This is a genomic window from Thermostichus sp. OS-CIW-20 (assembly GCF_054061455.1).
Window position 1 is genome coordinate 1 of record NZ_JBSSEF010000014.1, and the last position, 19157, is coordinate 19157.

The 19157-nt window shown below is 58.9% G+C and carries 15 protein-coding genes, 1 tRNA gene, 1 pseudogene and 1 riboswitch; of the genes and pseudogenes, 3 read left to right on the plus strand and 14 right to left on the minus strand.

Translation table 11 applies throughout. The features are described from left to right. Positions 1–108: 108 nt before the first annotated feature. The 3 genes from cax to coaBC form a co-directional block, all read right to left on the minus strand. Positions 109–1227, minus strand: coding sequence for a calcium/proton exchanger (cax, locus tag ACVWXC_RS06920; RefSeq protein WP_011429079.1), 1119 nt, complete (start codon positions 1225–1227; stop codon positions 109–111). Positions 1228–1414: 187 nt separating this feature from the next. Further along, a complete protein-coding gene (locus tag ACVWXC_RS06925; RefSeq protein WP_011429080.1) occupies positions 1415–2173 on the minus strand; it encodes a hypothetical protein in 759 nt (252 codons plus the stop codon). A gap of 54 nt (positions 2174–2227) precedes the next feature. Continuing rightward, positions 2228–3451 carry a bifunctional phosphopantothenoylcysteine decarboxylase/phosphopantothenate--cysteine ligase CoaBC gene (gene coaBC, locus ACVWXC_RS06930; protein WP_457391792.1) on the minus strand — a complete coding sequence of 408 codons (1224 nt, stop codon included), beginning with the start codon at positions 3449–3451 and terminating at the stop codon, positions 2228–2230. A gap of 349 nt (positions 3452–3800) precedes the next feature. Between coaBC and ACVWXC_RS06935 the strand changes: the two genes are divergently transcribed. The 3 genes from ACVWXC_RS06935 (at position 3801) to ACVWXC_RS06945 (ending at position 6943) form a co-directional block, all read left to right on the plus strand. Continuing rightward, positions 3801–4169 carry an AbrB family transcriptional regulator gene (locus ACVWXC_RS06935; protein ID WP_457391794.1) on the plus strand — a complete coding sequence of 123 codons (369 nt, stop codon included), beginning with the start codon at positions 3801–3803 and terminating at the stop codon, positions 4167–4169. 259 nt (positions 4170–4428) lie between these two features. Next, positions 4429–5217 carry an Ig-like domain-containing protein gene (locus tag ACVWXC_RS06940; protein ID WP_457391796.1) on the plus strand — a complete coding sequence of 263 codons (789 nt, stop codon included), beginning with the start codon at positions 4429–4431 and terminating at the stop codon, positions 5215–5217. A 10-nt stretch (positions 5218–5227) separates the two neighbouring features. After that, positions 5228–6943 (plus strand): helicase HerA domain-containing protein, encoded by a 1716-nt coding sequence (locus ACVWXC_RS06945; RefSeq protein WP_041438042.1) that lies wholly within the window; start codon positions 5228–5230, stop codon positions 6941–6943. Here the strand turns inward: ACVWXC_RS06945 and ACVWXC_RS06950 are convergent. The 11 genes and pseudogenes from ACVWXC_RS06950 to ACVWXC_RS07000 all read right to left on the minus strand — a co-directional run bounded on the left by ACVWXC_RS06950 (position 6913) and on the right by ACVWXC_RS07000 (position 18824). Next, positions 6913–8157 (minus strand): FAD-dependent hydroxylase, encoded by a 1245-nt coding sequence (locus tag ACVWXC_RS06950; protein ID WP_457391798.1) that lies wholly within the window; start codon positions 8155–8157, stop codon positions 6913–6915. The two genes, ACVWXC_RS06945 and ACVWXC_RS06950, sit on opposite strands and share 31 nt — an antisense overlap. A gap of 2 nt (positions 8158–8159) precedes the next feature. Further along, positions 8160–9152 carry a methyltransferase domain-containing protein gene (locus tag ACVWXC_RS06955; protein ID WP_011429086.1) on the minus strand — a complete coding sequence of 331 codons (993 nt, stop codon included), beginning with the start codon at positions 9150–9152 and terminating at the stop codon, positions 8160–8162. A 214-nt stretch (positions 9153–9366) separates the two neighbouring features. Continuing rightward, positions 9367–11610: a 5-methyltetrahydropteroyltriglutamate--homocysteine S-methyltransferase gene (gene metE, locus ACVWXC_RS06960; protein WP_099812596.1), complete on the minus strand. Its 2244-nt coding sequence runs from the start codon at positions 11608–11610 to the stop codon at positions 9367–9369. Between the two features lie 406 nt (positions 11611–12016). Then, a riboswitch (cobalamin riboswitch) is annotated at positions 12017–12221 on the minus strand. Between the two features lie 14 nt (positions 12222–12235). Further along, positions 12236–12310 (minus strand) — tRNA-Arg (locus ACVWXC_RS06965). A gap of 33 nt (positions 12311–12343) precedes the next feature. Next, a complete protein-coding gene (locus tag ACVWXC_RS06970) occupies positions 12344–12829 on the minus strand; it encodes a molybdopterin synthase catalytic subunit (protein ID WP_011429088.1) in 486 nt (161 codons plus the stop codon). Continuing rightward, a complete protein-coding gene (locus ACVWXC_RS06975; protein ID WP_346426097.1) occupies positions 12830–13129 on the minus strand; it encodes a MoaD/ThiS family protein in 300 nt (99 codons plus the stop codon). It abuts the gene before it with no gap. Then, on the minus strand, positions 13068–14162 hold the full coding sequence (gene moaC / locus ACVWXC_RS06980; RefSeq protein WP_099812595.1) for a cyclic pyranopterin monophosphate synthase MoaC: 1095 nt from the start codon (positions 14160–14162) through the stop codon (positions 13068–13070). Before moaC ends, ACVWXC_RS06975 begins: the two co-directional genes overlap by 62 nt. Positions 14163–14166: 4 nt before the next feature. Then, a complete protein-coding gene (gene moaA / locus ACVWXC_RS06985; RefSeq protein WP_457391802.1) occupies positions 14167–15105 on the minus strand; it encodes a GTP 3',8-cyclase MoaA in 939 nt (312 codons plus the stop codon). A 1-nt stretch (position 15106) separates the two neighbouring features. Continuing rightward, positions 15107–16270, minus strand: coding sequence for a molybdopterin molybdotransferase MoeA (locus ACVWXC_RS06990; RefSeq protein WP_099812594.1), 1164 nt, complete (start codon positions 16268–16270; stop codon positions 15107–15109). Next, positions 16248–16721 (minus strand): nitrate reductase associated protein, encoded by a 474-nt coding sequence (locus tag ACVWXC_RS06995; RefSeq protein WP_011429093.1) that lies wholly within the window; start codon positions 16719–16721, stop codon positions 16248–16250. Before ACVWXC_RS06995 ends, ACVWXC_RS06990 begins: the two co-directional genes overlap by 23 nt. Beyond that, positions 16718–18824, minus strand: a pseudogene (locus ACVWXC_RS07000) (molybdopterin oxidoreductase family protein). The gene ACVWXC_RS06995 and the pseudogene ACVWXC_RS07000 overlap by 4 nt, the downstream one beginning before the upstream one ends. Positions 18825–19157: the final 333 nt, after the last annotated feature.

The following is a 19157-nucleotide window of genomic DNA, read 5'->3' on the forward strand; positions in this document are numbered from 1 at the left end:
CGTCAGCGTCGCGTAGTGACAACGGAAACGGACAGAATGCTATCGCTTCACCGCTGAGCAGTAATGCTCAGCAGTGTTCAGCGTAAATGTATCAGTACTTGAACAACCTCACTCCAAAAAGAAAAAAGCAATGCCGAGAATGGCATAGGTGGCCAAGAGCAACAGCCCCTCCAGCCAGTTGGAGCGACCGTCGCTGCTGACGGAGTTGACCAGCAACACCGAGACGGCAATGGCCACCAGCTCCACTGTGCCGAAGTTAAAGTTCATCGGCTGGCCCAGCACGTTCCCGGCCAGCACCAACAGAGGCGCCACGAACAGGGCAATTTGCATCGTCGAGCCCAGAGATACTGAGAAGGAGAGATCCATCTTGTCTTTCATGGCCACCGTGATTGCCGTCGCATGTTCGGCCGCATTGCCGATGATCGGCAGCAAAATCACCCCCATGAACAGCGAGGTAATGTGCAAGTGCTCCAGAGTATGCTCCAGGGTGCTCACCAACAGTTCCGACTCCAGCGCCACCAACACCGTCAACCCCAAGAGGGCCAACAGCCAAAACCCCAAACCGGCCCGCTCGGGCGGGGCCGTCAACACTTGGGGAATGGATCCCTCTGCCTGCAAAACCGGATTGGGGGCGAGACGGGCAGCGGCTTCATGTTCTGCCGCCTCTGCCTCGTGAATGGTGTAAAGGTAGCTGTGGGTTTTGAGGGAAAACAGCAAGGTAAGGCCATAAACCCCGATCAGCACCAAAGCCACCGCTGTAGAGAGCTCTTGGATGGAGAGCGCGCCCAAGTTGGCGTCGGCATAGGTGACCACGCTGGGCAAGATCAGGGCCACCACCGCCAGGTTCATTACCGAGGCGTTCATACGCGCCACTTCGGGCCGAAAGCTCTGCTCGCGAAACTTAATGCCGCCCAAAAACATGGCCAGCCCGGCCACCAGCAGCAGGTTGCTGATGATCGAGCCGGTGATGGAGGCTTTCACCACCTCCACCAGTCCCGCCTGCAGCGCCACCAGGCCAATGATTAGCTCGGTGGCGTTGCCAAAGGTGGCGTTGATCAGTCCCCCGATCGTCGGCCCGGTCAAGGCAGCGATCTCCTCGGTGGCTTGACCCATAAACTTCGCCAAGGCCACCACCGCCAAGGCCGCACAAAGGAAGACCAGATTGGGATCCCAGCCCTGCAAGTGGCCTGTCCACGAGAGGGGAACCCCCAGCAGCAGCAGGAACATCAAGCCGTTCAGCGCTCTCTGCCAGCCTGCTGCAGGGCGAACTGAGGAAACCAGAGAATTTGCATCGGCCAGAGTCATAGTTCCGGGGAATAGAGGCTGATAGATAGTTTCAGAAGTGTGGCGGCGGCAGCAGCGGCCTTCCAAAGCAGTCTAGCTGCTGCCAGGGAGGCTTGAGTAGGTACTGCCATTAGAGGGAGATGACTCGATGGCGCTGCAGCAGGCGGAGGAGCTCGGCTCCCAGTTGATCCACCAGGTGCTGCGGATCGCCGATTTTCAAAAAGCTGCTGCCTTCCACCTCAAAGGGAAAGGATCCCTCGATGCCGTGGCGGGGCAGTTGCACCAGCAGCAGTTGCTCGGGGCGCTTCGATTGCAGGGCATAGCCCAGCTCCAGACAGACCTGTGGGCTGGGCAGAGGCCGCCCCCGGCCATTGACCTGCACAGGGGTGACATCGGCCACCACCAGCAACGCCTGCTTGAGCTTGCGAATCAGCGCTGCGTCGATGAGGGGTGTCTCTGGGGATCCCTGCAGTTGTAGCGGAAGAACCGGCTGATGATGGCGGTTAATGGCCTCCACCACCGTCTGCAACGCCTGGTGCAGCGTGGCGCTGGAGTCGGGGTAATCTGATTGGCCACAGAAGTAGATGGCCGGCTCCGTGATGCTTAGGGCAGCCCGCTTATTGAAGTAGATCTCGCGGCTGATTAAATCGAGGTTGGAGATGCTGTAGGCGCCGCTGCCCTCGATGTAAAACTCCACCAGCTCCCCTTCCAAGTAGCGCTGCCACCAGACAGAGGCCTTCACCTGCTCCACATCGTCGAGGAAATCGGCTCGCATCGCCGTTTTCAGGAGGCCGGTACGGCTTAGGCGCAAGTCAGGGGCTCGCTGTTGCACTTGGGAGGCAGACAACACCGAATCCAAATACCAGGCTCTCAAGACAATGATCGCCATCGGATCCCTCTGCGCTTAGCCTCAAAGGTACCTGATTTTGGCCGGCTATCCAAGTCAGCCTAGGCGCAGGGCCAGATCCAGCAGCCGGTGAGCCAGGATCGATTTGGTGGCCAACGGGAGCAGTTCCGGGTTGCCCTGCCGCGGGATCCAGTAGCCTTGGTTGTGGCTGCTGCCAAAGCCGCTCTCCGGCTGGTCGATGGGGTTGGCCACAATGGCGTCCAGCCCTTTCTGCTGCAGCTTCTCCTTGGCCGGGGGGAGAGGATCCCCGCTCTGGGCAGCAAAGCCGATAAGAAGCTGGCCGGGACGTCGGTGACGGGCTAGGGCTGCCACCAAATCGGGGACAGGCTCCAAGGGCAGCAGCAGGGGCAGCTCGGCCTTGGCCAGCTTGCCCGCATAGGTCTGCGTGGGCCGCACATCCCCCACTGCCGCTGCCATCCAGAGCACGTCCACCTGGGGAAACTCCGCCCGCAAAACCTGCTCCAGTTGGGCTGCTGTCTCCACCGGGATGGCCCGAATGGCGAAGGGTGCTGGATCAAAGGGGATCCCCAGCGGCCCATGCACCAGCGTGACTTCGGCCCCCCGACAGGCGGCGGCCACCGCCAGCGCCACCCCCATCCGCCCACTGGCCGGGTTGCCGATAAAGCGCACCGCGTCGATGGGCTCGCGGGTGCCTCCTGCCGTCACCAACACCCGCTTCCCTTGCCAGTCTTTTTGCCCCCCTGTCCAGAGCAGAGCCCGCACATACTCCTGCAGCGCCTCTGGCTCCAGCAGGCGCCCTTCCCCCACCGCATCGCAGGCCAGGCGGCCCCTGGCCGTGGGCAAGGCCCAGAAGCGGGGATCCCGTTGCAGCCGCTGCCAATTCTCGGCCACTGCTTCAGCCTTCCACATGTGGGTATTCATGGCCGGCGCCAAGGCCACCGGACAGTGGGAGGCCAAAACCACGTTGGTGAGCAAATTGTCCGCCAGCCCCTGGGCCAGCTTGCCCAAGGTGTTGGCCGAAAGCGGCGCAATCAGGAGAGCCTCGGCCCATTCCCCTAGCTCGATGTGCAGCGGCCGTCCCCGCGCAGCTTGCCAGAACTCGGCATCTGTAAAAGCCGGCTGACGGGACACAGTGGCAAACGTCAGCGGGGAGATAAACTGTTGTGCAGCTTGCGTCAAAACCACCCTCACCTCTGCCCCCTGCTGGGCCAGAGCAGACACCAAAACCGCAGTTTTGTAGGCAGCAATTCCCCCGCTCACCCCAACCAGCAGACGCCGCCCCGACCAAAAGGGATCCATATCAGCGAATACTCAAACAGCCCTGTTTCCAGTTTCCCTGCCTTTGCCAGCAACACAACAGGAATCCCTCGCCCAAAGTGCTAGGGCTCAGGCCGCCGATCCCGCCGAGAACAGCACTTGCGAGCCTAGGGCTTGCCTGGGGAGAACCCCTCTTTCGCAAGTCCGACCTCGACTCTACAGGTTCTGTCCCGCAGGGGGAATTCGCTACTGCTGTTTTGCGCACTCGCCTCTTCAGATCCCATTCCGCTTGCCGAACTTGTCTCCTCTAATAAGAAAGAGTTGAAGGCAACTTATTGCAATCGCTATTTGTTTTTGGCTACACTAACTGTTGTCCTTGAGCCATCTTGATATGACTACGACCGGTAAACCAAAACCACTCACTGGCCAAGAGCTCCTCGACAAGGTAACTTCGATGGGAAATGCGGATCGCAAGGAAAAAGCTCGCGCCTGTGGCTACGTCACCTATACCAAGAATGGTCAGGAGCGAGTGAATCTGATGCAGTTCAACAATGCCTTGCTGAAGGCAGTCGGTGTGGATCTCGATGCTAGTGATGAGAACGGTTCCCGCGGTCGGGCTCCGACTTACCGGATTTCGGTTCACAAGAATGGCAACCTCCTCATCGGAGCTGCCTACACCAAGAAGATGGGCCTCAAGCCGGGGGATCAGTTCGAGATCAAGTTGGGCCACCACAACATCAAGCTAGAGCGCATCGACTGATTTCCTGTCGCCTGCCTTGTCGAGGTTCTCTCTGCTGATAACAGCGTTTCAGCTTGGGTAAAGCCCTCGATGGTTAGGGAAGAGCGAGATGCTTCTTTCCCTCCATCGTCACTCTGTTTTTAGGCGGACAAGGGATCCTCGTATTCGTTGAGGATCCCTATCTGTCTGTATCATCTGTATCAATAGGTATCAATTGATGGCTGAAGCGCAGAGGGCTTCGTTATTCTGACAAAAGTTAAAGTTCATGAGGGCGGCGGCAATGTACACTCCAACTGCACAGAACCTGGCCCGTCGGTGGCGACGCTGGCGAATTTGGGTGGGGCTGGTGGTGTTGGCAGTGGTGTTCTGGGCCGTTCAGCCTCATCTGCAGGTTGAGTCGCAATCGAATGCGCCGCTGCAGTGGGTCTCCTCTCAGCCAGCCCCCGAGCAGCAGGATGTTTTTGTGGACGGGGTTCTACGGCTGCAATTCGATCGGCCGCTGGATCCCAATCTACAACGGCTGGCGGTTCAGTTGGAGCCGCCGGCAGCGGTCATTTTCGACGTGCAGGGAGACGAGTTGTTGCTTAAACCTCGGGATCCCTTGCGCTTTAGCACCGACTACACCCTCACGATCGCGCCGCAGGAGGGGCTGCCGCTGGAGCAGACCATGCAACTGCGCTTTCGCACCGAGCCGCAGTTTACCTACGAGCGGGACATCAAGCCGTTGCTGGAGGCCAGTTGTGTCGGCTGCCACCAGCCGGCAGGGCGACAGCGCACCCAGTTGCTGGACAGCTACGAGGCGGTTCTGGCCTACGTCAAGCCAGGGGATCCCAACAGCGAGTTGATCGATCCCCGCTGGACGCGCCGCCACGCCACCATCCTCAACGCCAACAACCCCAACCGCCCTCAGGCCCGCGGCGGATCCCCGGAGATCGCCTACCTCCAGGCCCGCGGGCTGCCCCTCTCTCGTCTGGGCTTTTGGACGCCGGAGGAGGTGGAGATCGTCCGCACTTGGATCGTCCAAGATGGGGCCCCCCGCAGCAGCGCCCGCGCTCAGGCGGGCAACTAGTCTCACCGCCATGACCGCTCCCCAACCGCTAGCCACCGTCATCCAGGGATCCCTGAGTCGGGGCTTGGAAGCTCGCCTCAACCCCGGTGTCTCGGTAGAAGACCTGCGGGTGGGCAAGTTTGTGGTGATCCAGGGGGAGCGCCACCGCTTCTTCGGCCTGCTCACCGACGTTACCTTAGCAACCAGCAACCCGCAGATCTTGGTCAATCCCCCCCGCCCGGAAGAGACCCTGCTGCAGGAGGTGCTGGCGGGTACCGGCACCTACGGGGTTATCGCCCTCACGCCCATGCTGATGCTGGTGCCGCGGCAGACGGAAGCAGAGAGGCTGTATCCCCTCATCGATCCCAAGCGGCCAGACGACTGCGGCTCAGCCCCTCCTGCTGCCGAGGCGATGGAGCTGTTGCCGGTGAAAACGGTGCCGGCCCACTTTTCCCAGGTGTACGAGGCGCGGGAGCTGGACTTTCGCACCGTCTTCGGCTGGGAAGACGACCCCACTCGGCGCAACTTCGCCATCGGCCAACCCTTGGACATGGCGGTGCCCATTTGTCTGGATCTGGATCGCTGGGTGGAGCGCAGCAACGGCATCTTCGGCAAGTCCGGTACCGGCAAATCCTTTTTGGCCCGCCTGATCCTGGCGGGCATCATCCGCAAACGGGCGGCGGTAAACCTGGTTTTTGATATGCACTCTGAGTATGGCTGGGAGGCGGCCAGCGAGGATAGGCAGGCCACCACCGTCAAGGGGCTGCGGCAGCTCTTCCCCGGCCAGGTGCAAATCTATACCTTGGATCCCGATTCCACGCGGCGGCGAGGGGTGCGGGATGCCCGCGAGCTGTTTATTGCCTACAACCAGATCGAGGTGGAGGATCTGGCGCTGTTGGCAGAGGAGCTCAACCTCTCCGAGGCCAGTCTGGAAAACGCCATTATCCTGCGCAACGAGTTTGGCCGCGACTGGATCAGCCGTCTTTTGAGCCTTTCCAACGCCGAGATTCAGGAGTTTTGCGAGCAAAAAATGGGCAACAAGGCCTCGATCCTGGCCCTGCAGCGCAAGCTCACCCGTCTCGACGACCTCAAGTACATCCGCAACAGCCTGCCCCACAACTACATCGGCGAGATCCTGGAGGCCCTCAGCCGCGGCATTCACGTGGTCATCGAGTTCGGATCCCAGTCCAACCTGCTCTCCTACATGTTGGCGGCCAACGTCATCACCCGCCGCATTCACCAGGCCTATGTGCAGCAGACGGAGCGGTACTTGCAGTCCAAAAATCCCCTCGACCGGCCCCGGCAACTGTGCATCACCATCGAGGAAGCGCACCGCTTTCTGGATCCGCGGGCGGCCAAGCAGACCATTTTCGGCACCATCGCCCGCGAGATGCGCAAGTACTTTGTGACGCTGCTGGTGGTGGATCAGCGCCCTTCCAGTCTCGACCGCGAGGTGATGTCGCAGTTGGGCACCCGCATCACGGCCCTTCTCAACGATGACCAAGATATCGAGGCTGTGTTCACGGGTGTAGCCGGCAGCCAGAACTTGAAAACGGTGCTGGCCAAGCTGGATTCCAAACAGCAGGCCCTGGTTCTCGGCCATGCCGTGCCCATGCCGGTGGTGGTGCAAACCCGCTCCTACGACCAGAGGTTCTACGCCGAGATCGCCGATCCCGATTGGTCAGAGGCCGCCGATGCGGAGGTGCTTTGGGCAGCTCAGAAGGCCAAGGAGGAACTGGGGCTGTAGAGAGGGCTGCCCCACAGCCCGGTCATCAGGCGCAGCAAAAAGCGCCGCAGCGGCGGAAAGCGTATCATCCCTATCAAAACCAAGCGCCGCAAGACCACCAGGGGCCAGTAGGAGTTGGAGAAAGTGCGGGTGAGGAGATCCGTAAAGAGCAACACCACCCAGTTTTCCCAGCGGCGACGGCGACCGTAGCGCCGCAGGACTTGGACCTCTCCCAAATCCTCCTGTCGTCTCCAGGCGTCCAGCAACACTTGGGCCAAGGCAGCGGCATCGCGGATGCCGAGGTTCAGCCCTTGGCCAGCTACGGGATGACAGTGGTGAGCGGCGTCCCCCACCAAAGCCAGGCGGTGCTGATAGTAGCGGCGGCTCTGGCGCAGGCGGGCCGGGAAGACTTGGGGCGGGTTCAGCAAGGTAAGGTAGCCGCCCTGGTCGCCGTAGTAGCGCTGCATCTCGGCCAAGAAGTCGGCCTGGGAAAGGGCCAGCGTGGCCTTGGCCTGCTCGTGGGGCAGGATCCAGACCACCTGGCAGCGGTTGCCGGGCAGGGGCAGGATGGCGAAGGGGCCGGCAGGCCAAAAGCGCTCGTAGGCGACGTTTTGGTGGTCTTGGGCAGGGGCCACCAGAGCGGTGATACACGACTGCCAGTAGTCCCAGCCGTCGCTCGGGATCCCTGCCCGCTGGCGCACTTGGGAGCGCAGGCCATCGGCGGCTACCACCAGGGAGGCGGCCAGCCGGCGGCGGCCTTGGGTCGTTTCCAGCTCTACCTCAGCCGCAGCCTCCCCGTAGGTTACGCTCTCCACCCTGGCTTCGTAGTAGCAGGTGATCTGGGGATCGGCAGCCACCCGCTCCTGGAGCACCTGCTGCAGCCGAGCATGTTCGCCGCAGTAGAAAACTGCCGTTTCCCCCACATCCTCCGGCCTAAACGTCACCCGCTGGGGAGCGTCGGCGTCGGTCAGAATCACCTGGGCAAAGGGTGTGATGTGGGGAGCCAGCGCCTCCCACACCCCGATGGCCCGAAAGATGCGGATCGACAACGGCGAAAGGGCATAGGCCAAGGGGCGCTGCCTGACTGCCTCAGCCGACTGGGCCTCAATGAGGGCCAAGCGCAGGCCGGATCCCTGCAGGGCACAAGCTAGGGTCAAGCCCGCAATGCCGCCGCCGACGATGATCACGTCGTAAACGGCTGCCAAGGTAGTCGGAGTGGGAGCAAGGGTTGTCATTTCTAGTGCTGAGTGCTGTGGGCAACTACTTCTGGGCGGGCGGAGTTTGCCGGCGTGGCGGCCCGCACCGCTCGGAACATGCCAAAGCGGCAGAGGCCAGTGCCGAAGGCCAGGCGCATGAGCAAGAAAGTGGGCACCTCCCGCAGCGACTTGATCAAGCCCACCAAGCCAAACTTCAGCAACCCTTCGGGACGGACAACCCCCTGCCAGATGGAATCCAGCCAAGAAGGAAGAGTTTCTTGCGTCCAGTCGGCAGTTTGCACCTGTCCTTCCACCAGGCCCGTGGCTTGCAACTGTTCGGCAAACCCCTCGATGCTGGAAAAGGCGGGGTGCGACCACTGATCCAACAACTGCCGCATCACCAGCCGCTCCCAGAAGTTGAGGGGCTTTTGACGGTCGTCGCGCTGGTTCCAGTCCGCCACCACCAAGATGCCGCCTGGCTTGAGCACCCGCAGCATCTCGCTGGCGTAGCGAGCCTTGTCCGGCATGTGGGGCCCCGCCTCGATGGACCAGACCACATCAAAGCTGGCGTCGGGGAAGGGCAGGTTGAGGGCGTCGGCCACCTGAAACCGGACGGGCAGATCGGGGGGGGTGAGCTCCTGGGCCCGCTGCACCTGCTGCGGGCTGATGGTGATGCCGGTCACCACAAAGCCATAGTCGCGGGCCAAGATGCGACAACTACCGCCAATGCCGCAGCCCACATCCAACACCGTCGTCCCCGGCGGCAGCCGATCCAGCCCGCCCCAGCGCACCATCTCGTGGACAAAGTCGTGCTTGGCCTGGATGAAGTTCTTCCGCCGCGGCGGGGATCCGTAGTGGCCCAGGTGAATATGCTCGCCCCAGTAGAACTCCAGGATCCCGTCTCGCGTCCATTCGTCGTAGGCGCGGGCTACCGATTCAGGAGAGCGGTACTTGCGGGCGGTCAACAGGTAGGCTCCCAATCCTATAGCTAGGAGCAGGACTAGGCCCCAAAAAACCCAGAGTGTTGGATTCATTAGAACTACCTTGAGATGGCTAGAGATGGCAATTGATGATTGTTGCTGCGGTGGCAACAGACACAGCGGGGATCCCTTCTGGCCTCCGTTGATCCAGCGGAGCAAAGCCCCACTCTCATCTTGCCCTATTTGCCAGCCGCAAGGCGGCCTAGGAGTGTCGTAGCCGCACGGTTGCCCGCGGAGGAGACGCTGGCCTGAGCAACCTTGCCGGGGGCTAGGTGGCCTGGAGCTCCTCCCTTAGACGCTGAGTGGCTGCCACCATGTTTTTCAGGGCAGGGATCACTTCCTCCCAGCGGCGGGTTTTTAGGCCGCAGTCGGGGTTGACCCAGGTTTGCTCTAGCGGCAAGTGGGCCACTCCCAGGCGCAGTTGCCGGAGAATCTGCTCGGTGTCGGGCACCGCCGGGCTGTGAACGTCGTAAACGCCGTTGCCTACCTGGTGGCGATAGCCGGCTTGGGCAATCTGCAGCAAGGTTTTGTTGCTGCTGCGGCTGTTTTCGATGGAGAGGACGTCGGCATCCAGACGCTCGATGTGCTCGATGATGTCCCCGAACTCCGAGTAGCACATGTGGGTGTGGATCTGGGTTTCGGGCTTGGCGCCAGCGGTAGTCAGGCGGAAGGCCTCCACCGCCCAACTTAAGTATTCTGGCCAGCGCTCTTTTTTCAAGGGCAGCCCCTCTCGCAGCGCTGGCTCGTCCACCTGCACCATCGCGGCTCCGGCAGCTTCCAAGTCGGCCACCTCTGCCCGCAGGGCCAGGGCAATTTGCAGGGCCTGCTCGCGACGGGAAACGTCAACGCGGGGGAAGGACCAGTTGAGCATGGTTACCGGCCCTGTCAGCATCCCCTTGACCGGCTTTTGAGTCAGAGATTGGGCCACCTTGAACTCCCGCACCGTCATGGGGCGAGGGCGAGACACGTCGCCGTAGAGAATGGGGGGACGCACGCAGCGGCTGCCATAGCTCTGCACCCAGCCGTGCTCGGTAAAGGCAAAGCCCTGCAGTTGTTGGGCGAAGTATTCCACCATGTCGGTGCGCTCGAACTCACCATGCACCAGCACATCCAGGCCAATTTCTTCTTGGATGCGGATGCACTTGGCAATTTCGGCGTCGATGGCAGCTTCGTATTCGGCCTGGGAGATCTCGCCCTTTTTGTACTTGACCCGCCACTGCCGCACTTCGGGGGTTTGGGGAAAAGAGCCGATGGTGGTGGTCGGCAGCGGTGGCAGCTTGACCTGCCGGCCTATACGCTGCTCGTAGGGAAGGGAGCGCTGGAAGTCCTGCGCCGTCAGGTTGGCCAAGGCCTGGCGCACTGTAGAGTTGGGGGGATTGAAGTCCTGGAAGGCCTGCCACTGCTGCTCCAGCTCCTGCTGCTGGGCGGCGGTGTCTTCGCCGTTGAGGGTGCGGGCCAGCAGAACCACCTCGGCCAGCTTCTGCTCGGCAAAGCTGAGAACATTGCGCAAAGGCTCTGGCAGGTGGGTTTCCAGAGCAGCGTCGTGGGGCACAAATTGGAGCGAGCAAGAAGGCTGCACCCGCAGGTTGGGGGCTAGGGCTTGCAGCTCTTGCAGAGTGGCCAGAACGGCTTTGGGCTGGATCTGCCAGACGTTGCGCCCGTCCACTACCCCCGCCCCCAGGATCTTGTCGGCGGGGAAGCCGTGGGCTCTGACCAGTTCCAGGTTGTGGCCGCGGGTGAAGTCGAGGCTGAGGCCAGCTACCGGAAGCTCCACCGCCCAGGGGTAAGTCTCCCCCAAGTCGTCAAAGTAGGTAACCAGGTGGAGAGGGATCCCCACGCTTGCAAGCCAGCGGTAGGTCTGCTCCACCGCTTCCTGAAGACTTTTGCCTTCGCTGGTCACCAAGATGGGCTCATGGACTTGCACTTCCCGGATCCCCAGGCGCTGCAGCTCCTGCAAGAGTTCTCTGTAGAGAGGAAGCAGCTTCTCCAGATCCCCCCGCAACTCGCCAGAGCGCTGGCTTAGAGCAAGAAGGGTAACCGGACTGAGGAGGACGGGGCTGGTGCGGTTTCCTAGGATCCCTTGCGCCCGTCGCACCGTGGCCAGGAAGTCGTCGAAATGGGCCTGAGGGATCGCGTCGGCCTCAATTTCCGGCACCAGGTAGTGGTAGTTGGTGTCAAACCACTTGGTCATTTCCAAGGCCGGCAGCCCCTCCTGCCCCCGCGCCATGGCAAAGTAGCGCTCCAGGCCTGATAAGCTCTGAAACCGGGAGGGAATCAGCCCCAGCCAGGTGGCCCAGTCCAAAACGTGGTCGTAGAGGGTTTGATCTCCTACGGCAATGTGGTCGAGGTTGGCCTGTCGCTGGGTTCGCCAGGCCTGACTCTCCAGATCCTGCAGCGTCGCCAACAAGGCTTCCGCCTCCAGGGTGCCGCCCCAAAAGGCCTCCAGGGCTTTCTTCAGCTCGCGGCGCTTGCCCATGCGGGCATAGCCTAGGGTTTGAGTTTCAATGGCCATAAGGTACCTTGTCCTGAATCGAATTCGGTAATTGAGGTTGCCGCCAGTTGTCATCCAACCTAGGCAGCAAGAGATGGCCGCCGACATGCCTATCGGTGGCATCCCGGCAGAAGGTTTTCCCTAGGCCAGGAAACCTGCCGGAGCTGTCAAGGCGTTCCTTCACCCTGGCGGCTTGCCCACTCTGCACAGGGGGATGCCCAGAGGACTCTTTTGTGCAACCAAAGCGAGCAACCGTCCTCCTAGCTGCCCCTGAGCTAACTGCTCAGCTCTCTTGTCCGCGCTTTTGACTGAGTGCCTACGATCCGAGAGCGTCGAAAATCCGTAAGCAGGCCGATGAAAAAACTTCGAGACGGGAACGGGCTAACGTCAAAATGGGGAGCATATCTGTACCTCGCAGATATGGTGAACTGTGGAAAAACCGCCGGCGGGCATTCTGACTTGCTCAGTTTTGGAGGGGCTGGCTTGCGTCTCAAGGCCTCTTGCAACAACGAACTAGGGATCCCAAGTCCAAAACCGGCTCACAGCTGCGGGACAGCGGCAGATTCTCACTGCACTTTCCCCGTTGCCTCTGACGGCTGATCCCCGTCAGAACCGACAGTAGACTTTATCCTATCACTGGTTTTAGCGGGACTGGGCGGATTTGAACCGCCGACCTAGCGCTTAGGAGGCGCTTGCTCTATCCAGGCTGAGCTACAGCCCCAGGTCAGGTACCTCACTGATACTAGCAGAGAGGCTAGGGGGTATCGCCGCAAGGCTGCCGAGCAATAGCGTTCTTATGGAATTGCTGGAACAAAGGCTTTGCTTTCTGACACAAAACCCAACGCGGCGGCTCACCCCAGTAGTACTCTTTTTTCCAAATGGGCAAGCGCTCCTTGATTGCATCAATGATGTAACGTGCTCCAGCAAAAGCGGCGCCGCGATGTTCAGCTGTAGCACCAACCCAAACCGCAATATCACCAATTGCAAGATGACCCTGGCGGTGACAGGCAACAGCACCGCAGAGGCCAAACTTGGCGTGGGCTTCTCGGAGGATCTTCTCGCCCTCCTTCTGGGCAAGGATCTCGTAGACTTCGTACTCCAAGCTGAGAACAGGTTTGCCCTGGCTGTGGTTGCGTACCCAGCCCTCGAAGGTTACTAAGGCACCCGCTGTGTTATTGACGAGCAAACGACTGAGTTCAGCTGGCTGGATGGTGCTATCCACAATTAGAAAACGCAGCATTTAGCCCCCACAAACTGGTGGAATGAAAACTACCAAGGCACCTTCATCTATCGGCCTAGTCAAGTCACAGAACTCATGATTGACAGCAACCTTAACGTCCTCCGCTGCTAGCGAAAATCCATACTTTGCTTGCAGCTGCTGATAGAGCTCTAGGTAGTTTGCTGCACTGGTTTGCAGCACTTCGCTGCTCCGCTGAGCCTGTTCCCGCAGCACTGCTACATATTGAATTGTTACGGTCTTACTTAGGACAGATTGAGTTACCATGGCTGCAACTACCCCAAACTGATTGGAAAGTGGCATACTCCTCGGCGGTATTGACGTTCATGAGCTCGACCTCATGGTTGGGGGTAACTAGGGTGCAGGGCTGCCTGCTGAGGATTTCCACAGGGCAGTACACCCCTTCCGCGTAAGCCCTTTCTAGTACCGCTGCAGCTTGAGGAGTATAGATGGCGCAAAGAGCTTCCGGGAAGCCGCGCTCGGGGTTAACATAGCAAGTTGCGATTGTTTCGGCTTGGTAGTGATCCAGCAGCTTTTGGATTGTTTCTGACCGAAGGTTCAGTAGATCACAGGCAACAACCAACCAGTTAGCTTCAGGATGAGTATTCAAGGCAGTCAATAGGCCACTGATCGGGCCAACGCTTTCTACTAGATCTGGTAGTGTGGGCAAGAGCTCTAGAGCTGTGCCCGACCACTGACCGGCACGCGCTGACAAGTAAACCTGCTGGCAGTAGGGCTGCAGCAGTTCATAGAGATAGGCGGCGTGGGGTTTGCCAAAAGGGTTCAGCAGCGCTTTATCGCGACCCATGCGCTTGCTACGTCCCCCTGTGAGCACCAAGCCATAGAGGGGACGTTCCAGGAGGGCGTTTTTGCCGCCGGACTTAGTTACTAGGCGGATCTCCTGGATGCAGATATGGGGCGACACCGACTTGCACATGTCATAGATTGTCAGCGCTGCTGTTGCCGCACCACAGAGAGCTTCCATTTCAACCCCTGTCTTAGCGCTGGTCTTGACAGTGCAGTGGATGGTTACAAGCAAGTGATCATCAATTGTGATATCAAAGGTGCAGTCTTCAACAGGGATCTGATGACAAAAGGGGATCAGTTGGTCAGTTCTTTTAACAGCCATTGTACCGGCAATGGTTGCTGTCTGAAATACCGGTCCTTTTTTCAGGTGGATATCTTGGCCAACAACATAGGATCTGAGAGCAGGTGGCAGTTGAACTCTTGCCCGTGCTGTGGCCGTTCGCAAAGACACCGATTTGTGGCTAATATCTACCATATGCGGATGGCCTTGAGCATTAAGATGGGCCCATGTGCGATCAGCTTTGTCCATAGAGCTAGCCCCCTAAGCCGTACATTGGGTGTGAGACCTGCTCAACCCGGCGCAGTGGTTTCATCCCCAAAAGCTGCTGGTAAATTTGCTGACGTTGGCCTGGTGTTTTGTCTCGAACCGAGAGACCCTCCTCACTAAATAGGCAGGCAAAGAGACGACCATCAGCTGTCAAGCGCCACCGGGAACAGCTGCTGCAGAAGGGCTGAGACTCAGAGGCAATAAATCCAACTTTAACATTCTCGTCGATTGTAAAGTAAAACGCTGTCGAATCAGGTGCCGCTGGAAGGGGGGTTAGAGTATAGCTTTCTTGCAGACGGGCAATGCACTCTTGTGCTGAAACGTAGTGTTCTTCATAGAGAGAGTTGGCATAGCCGACCCGCATCAGCTCCAGAAAGCGAACTGTCACGCCTGTCTTGCGGGCAAACTCAACGAAATCAAATAGCTCGCAATCGTTGATCCCCCGCATTACAACCGTATTGACTTTGAGGCTAAATCCCCGGGCAATACCCTCCTGGATATTACGGAGAATATCCGCCAGGCAGTCGCGACGGGCAATTGCAGCTTGGGTGGAGGGCTGTAGGCTATCGAGGCTAACATTAAGGTTGAGAACGTTGGCAGCCTTGAGAACGTCCCAGTAGCGGTGGAGCAGCAGGCCATTGGTTGTTAGGCTGAGGGACGGGATCTTCAGCTTGGCAAGTTCCTGAATGACTTCATCAAAGTCTTGCCGAACCAGAGGCTCACCACCTGTAATGCGAACTTCTTCAATGCCATAGTCCAGCAACTCGCCAATAATTTCTTTGTATTGCTGCGGAGTTAAGTAGCTACTTTTATCCAGAAATTCTGGATGCAAAGGCATGCAGTAGCGGCAGCGAAGGTTGCATTGATCGGTTAGAGAAACCCTTAGCTTGCGAATGCGACGATTCCATTGATCCACTAGCTGCATCTTAGTACCACGGATAGAATTGGATGCTTTGCTCGGGGCTGAGGATAGTTTGAGCCGGGGGTAACTCTACAAAGCCATCGCTGTCTGTTAGAGCGATGAAGTCTCCGGAGTTGTTAGGCATAATCGGTGTAAAGACTCGGTTGGCGCTCATCTTAACGGGCACAAAAAGAGTGAGATTGGGTTTGAAGGTAATGACTTCACTTAGGTGCCCAGAGTCAGTGTTACGGTTGAGGAGATAACGATGCAAACATACAAGAGCTGAGATGGGGTTGCCTGGGAGGCCCCAAACTATAGTATTGGCCTGATGGTCGATGCCAAACCACATTGGCTTGCCTGGCTTTTGCGCCACGCCGTGGATGTAGGCAGTAACACCACAGCTTTGCCAGATGGCCGGCAAGTAGTCACACTTTCCCCTTGAAACACCCCCAGAGTAAATCAAGAGGTCGTAGTTTGGGGTATTGGCTTGGTAGTGGGTGGCAATGGCAGCAGGATCGTCCGGAAGGTGATCGGTCTCAACCTCGGTATACCCGTAGGCAAGAAGAGCCGCTCGGAGGGCCTCAGCGTTGGAGCGCCGCAGTTGGTAGGGTGCAGGGGTTTGCTCAATGGGAATCAATTCGCTGCCAGTTGCCACAACTTTGATGCGAGGAGTCCTCTCAACTTGGATGCGGCTGTAGCCAAAGGAGGCCAAGATCCCGACGTGGATGCTCTTGAGGGTAATGCCGGGGCGGAGAACCAGCGCTCCTGCAGAACAATCGCTACCTTGGGGATGAACAAAATCACCCCTGTTGCGTTCGACTTCCTGGATGATGGTGGCAATTCCTCCCTCGATACGAATTTGCTCGTAGGGAATGACGAGATCACTACCCAGCGGCAGGGCACAGCCAGTCATCACTTCCAAGCACTGCTGCGGATCGGGCAGGGTGGCAGGGCTTGTCCCCGCAGGGGCTATGCCTGCAACAGCAAAGCTTCGCTGCCCAGCAGCATAAGCGGCATAGTTGATGGCGATACCGTCCATCAGGACCCGGTTAATTGGCGGGTAGTCCCGATCGGCGTAGATCGGCTCTGCCAAAACCCGGCCCACACAGCTTGCAATCGGGATCGACTCGGTTTTGGCTGGCAGCCAGTGGTCTTTAATAATGGCTTCAGCTTCCTGGACAGTGACCATAGGTGTGGGGTGCGGAAAATTCCTGAAAGGCGGGTAGGAAATTGCGGTTTTCGTGGCCAGGGCGACTGAGCTTAATGAGGGCAAAGCGCTGCAACGGGGTCAGCTTTTGCCATAGCTCAAGAGTCAGCACGACCCCCTTGGCTGCCGCCTGCTCAAGAACGCAGTCAGGGATGGTGGTAGCGTCTTCCCAGGCAGGGTTTGGATCAACAGTTACCTCAGCGGCCTGCTCTTGGCAGACACTTTCGATAAGGTGAATTAGGTAGGCGCGGTAGGCAGCTCGGTTGTCAGCAGTATCCGTTGGCAGGTCAACCAAACTTTGGCGCTGCTGGTAACTAAAACGCAGCCACTGATGTAACTTGAGCTTGATGCCGCACTGATCGAGCTTTAAGCGCACGATCATGGGAATGCAGCGAAGGCTGTCGGCAAAGTCTTGCTCAAACTTAAAGATCATTTTGGTGGCCGCTCGATGCGACTAAGCTTGACGGCACAGGCTTTGAGTTCAGGTTGCTTTGAGCTGGGGCAGGCAACCGGGTGGGTGAGAGCGTTACAGCTTGTATCATTGCCCCACAATGCCCCCCAGTGCATGGGCATGAACACTGTGCCAGGGCTGATGGCGCAGGTAATTTTAACCGGCAGGGTAGCCTTGCCGCGCCGTGATTCAATCCTCACCCAGTCACCCTCAGTTAGCCCTACCTTGCTGGCATCGCGGGGATGGATTTCGAGAAAGGGTTGGGGGTGCATTGCTCGGATTTTGGCGACATGTCCAGTGCGGGTTTGGGTGTGCCAATGGCCATAGAGACGTCCTGTGGTGAGGATGTAGGGATATTCAGGGTCGGGCGGCTCGGCAAGGCCGCGGGAATGGCTGGGGATAAAGCGGGCACGACCTGTGGGCGTTGGGAAACGGTGAAAGGACTCCGTCCCGCTGGCGCGATCGGTATAGAGGTTGCGGGTCTCCACTGAACCTGTGCGCGGATATGGCCATTGCTGAGGCCCCTGGCGCAGGAGCTCATGGCTGAGGCCAGATTGATCGCAGAGACGCCCGGCAGTTAGACCCACATATTCGGCAAAGACCTCAGCGCTATCGGCAAAGTCAAATGCCTTGGCAAAGCCCAGGCGGCGGCCTACTTCCGCCCAAATTTCCCAATCAGCCCGCGCTTCACCAGGAGGGTTACGCCAAGCTGGACAGAGGGTAACGCGGCGCTCCGAATTGGTCATGGTGCCTGTCTTTTCGCCCCACTGGGCAGCAGGGAGTACCAGATGGGCATAGGCAGTGCTTTCGGTGGGGAAGTAGGCGTCTTGGACAATCGTAAAGGGCGACCGCGCCAGAGCTGCTTCTACCCGACGTAGATCAGGCAGGCTCACCAGGGGATTGGTGGCGGCAATCCACAAAATATCGAGGGCATCGGCTTCGAGGGCACGGATCATCCCCAGCGCATCAAGGCCAGGTTCAGGGTTAATTGGGCCAAGCTGCCAGTGCTGCTCCACTGCTGCCCGATCCTCTGGATTCGTAACCTTGCGGTAGCCGGGCAATAGATGTGCCAAGCCGCCCGCTTCTCGACCGCCCATAGCATTGGGCTGACCTGTTAGCGAAAAGGGCCCTGCCCCTGCAAACCCTATCTGGCCGGTGAGCAAATGGAGATTGATGAGGCTGGTCACCTTGGCCGTGCCTTCGCTGGACTGGTTAAGCCCCATCGACCACATGGAAAGCGTTTTCTGCGACTGCTGCCACAGTCGCGCAACAGCAAGTACCTCCTCAACTTCTAGGCCACAGCGGCTGGCTACTTGCTCAGGGGTGTAGTCGGCAACCAGGGCAGCATAGGCTTCAAAGCCTTCGGTGTGCTGGGCAATGAAGTCATGGTTGATGGCGCCCCACTGAATGAGTAGGTGAGCAATGCCATTGAGCAAGTCAATATCGCTACCTGGAGTAATCCTCAGATACAAATCGGCCTCCTCAGCCGTCTGCGTACGACGGGGATCCACCACAACAATCTTTAGGCTTGGGTCGCTTTTGTGGCGCTTGCGCAAGCGATTGAACAGAATTGGGTGGCATTCAGCGGTATTGGTGCCGATCAAAAAAGCCAGCTCGCAGCTATCGAGATCCGTGTAGCTACAGGGGGGGCCGTCCGAGCCGAGACTCTGGCTGTAGCCCTCTACGGCAGAAGACATGCAGAGGCGGGAATTGCTGTCGAAGTTATTGCTTCCTAGACACCCCTTAAGTAGCTTTTGGGCAATGTAGTAATCTTCGGTTAGCAACTGCCCTGAGCCGTAGATGGCAATCCTTTCGGGAGAGGTCTGGCGAATGCGCTCGACAATTAAATCCAGCGCTTGATCCCAGCTCACCGGCTGGAAATCCTCGCTGAGGCTAGGGCGATAGAGAGGCACCGTAGCCCGATTGCAATCGAGGGTTTCCAGGAGAGTCGCACCCTTAACGCAAACCATGCCCTGGCTGGACGGATGAGCTCGATCGCCGCGAATTTTTGTGCCGTCGGCCAGAATTTCTAGCTAGGCCACAACCAACCCCACAGTAGGGACAAAGGCTGCGTACGTTATCCATGTTCCCCCTCTGTTGTTACTTGGCTTGGTGTGGGCAAGGCGGCCGTAGGGAAAGAAGCTAGGGGTGTTGGGCCTAAGGCCTGCTTATCTAGCTGTCCTTGCCGCGGTTCTCACAAGTTCCAACGCCCCAGCCTAGAGACATTGACCTGGAACTTTTGTAGCTTGCGTTACTTTTTGCTCCTCACTATGCGGAAACATCATAGGAGGAATGCTTGAGCAGCATAGCCACCTCCTGCCAACTGCGGTTAGGTCTCTAGGCAAAGCAAGGGAGAAACAGGCAAGGAGTGCTCCTAAAGGCTCCGTCCCGCTAGACGAGGCGAGGAAAGTTTTAGGT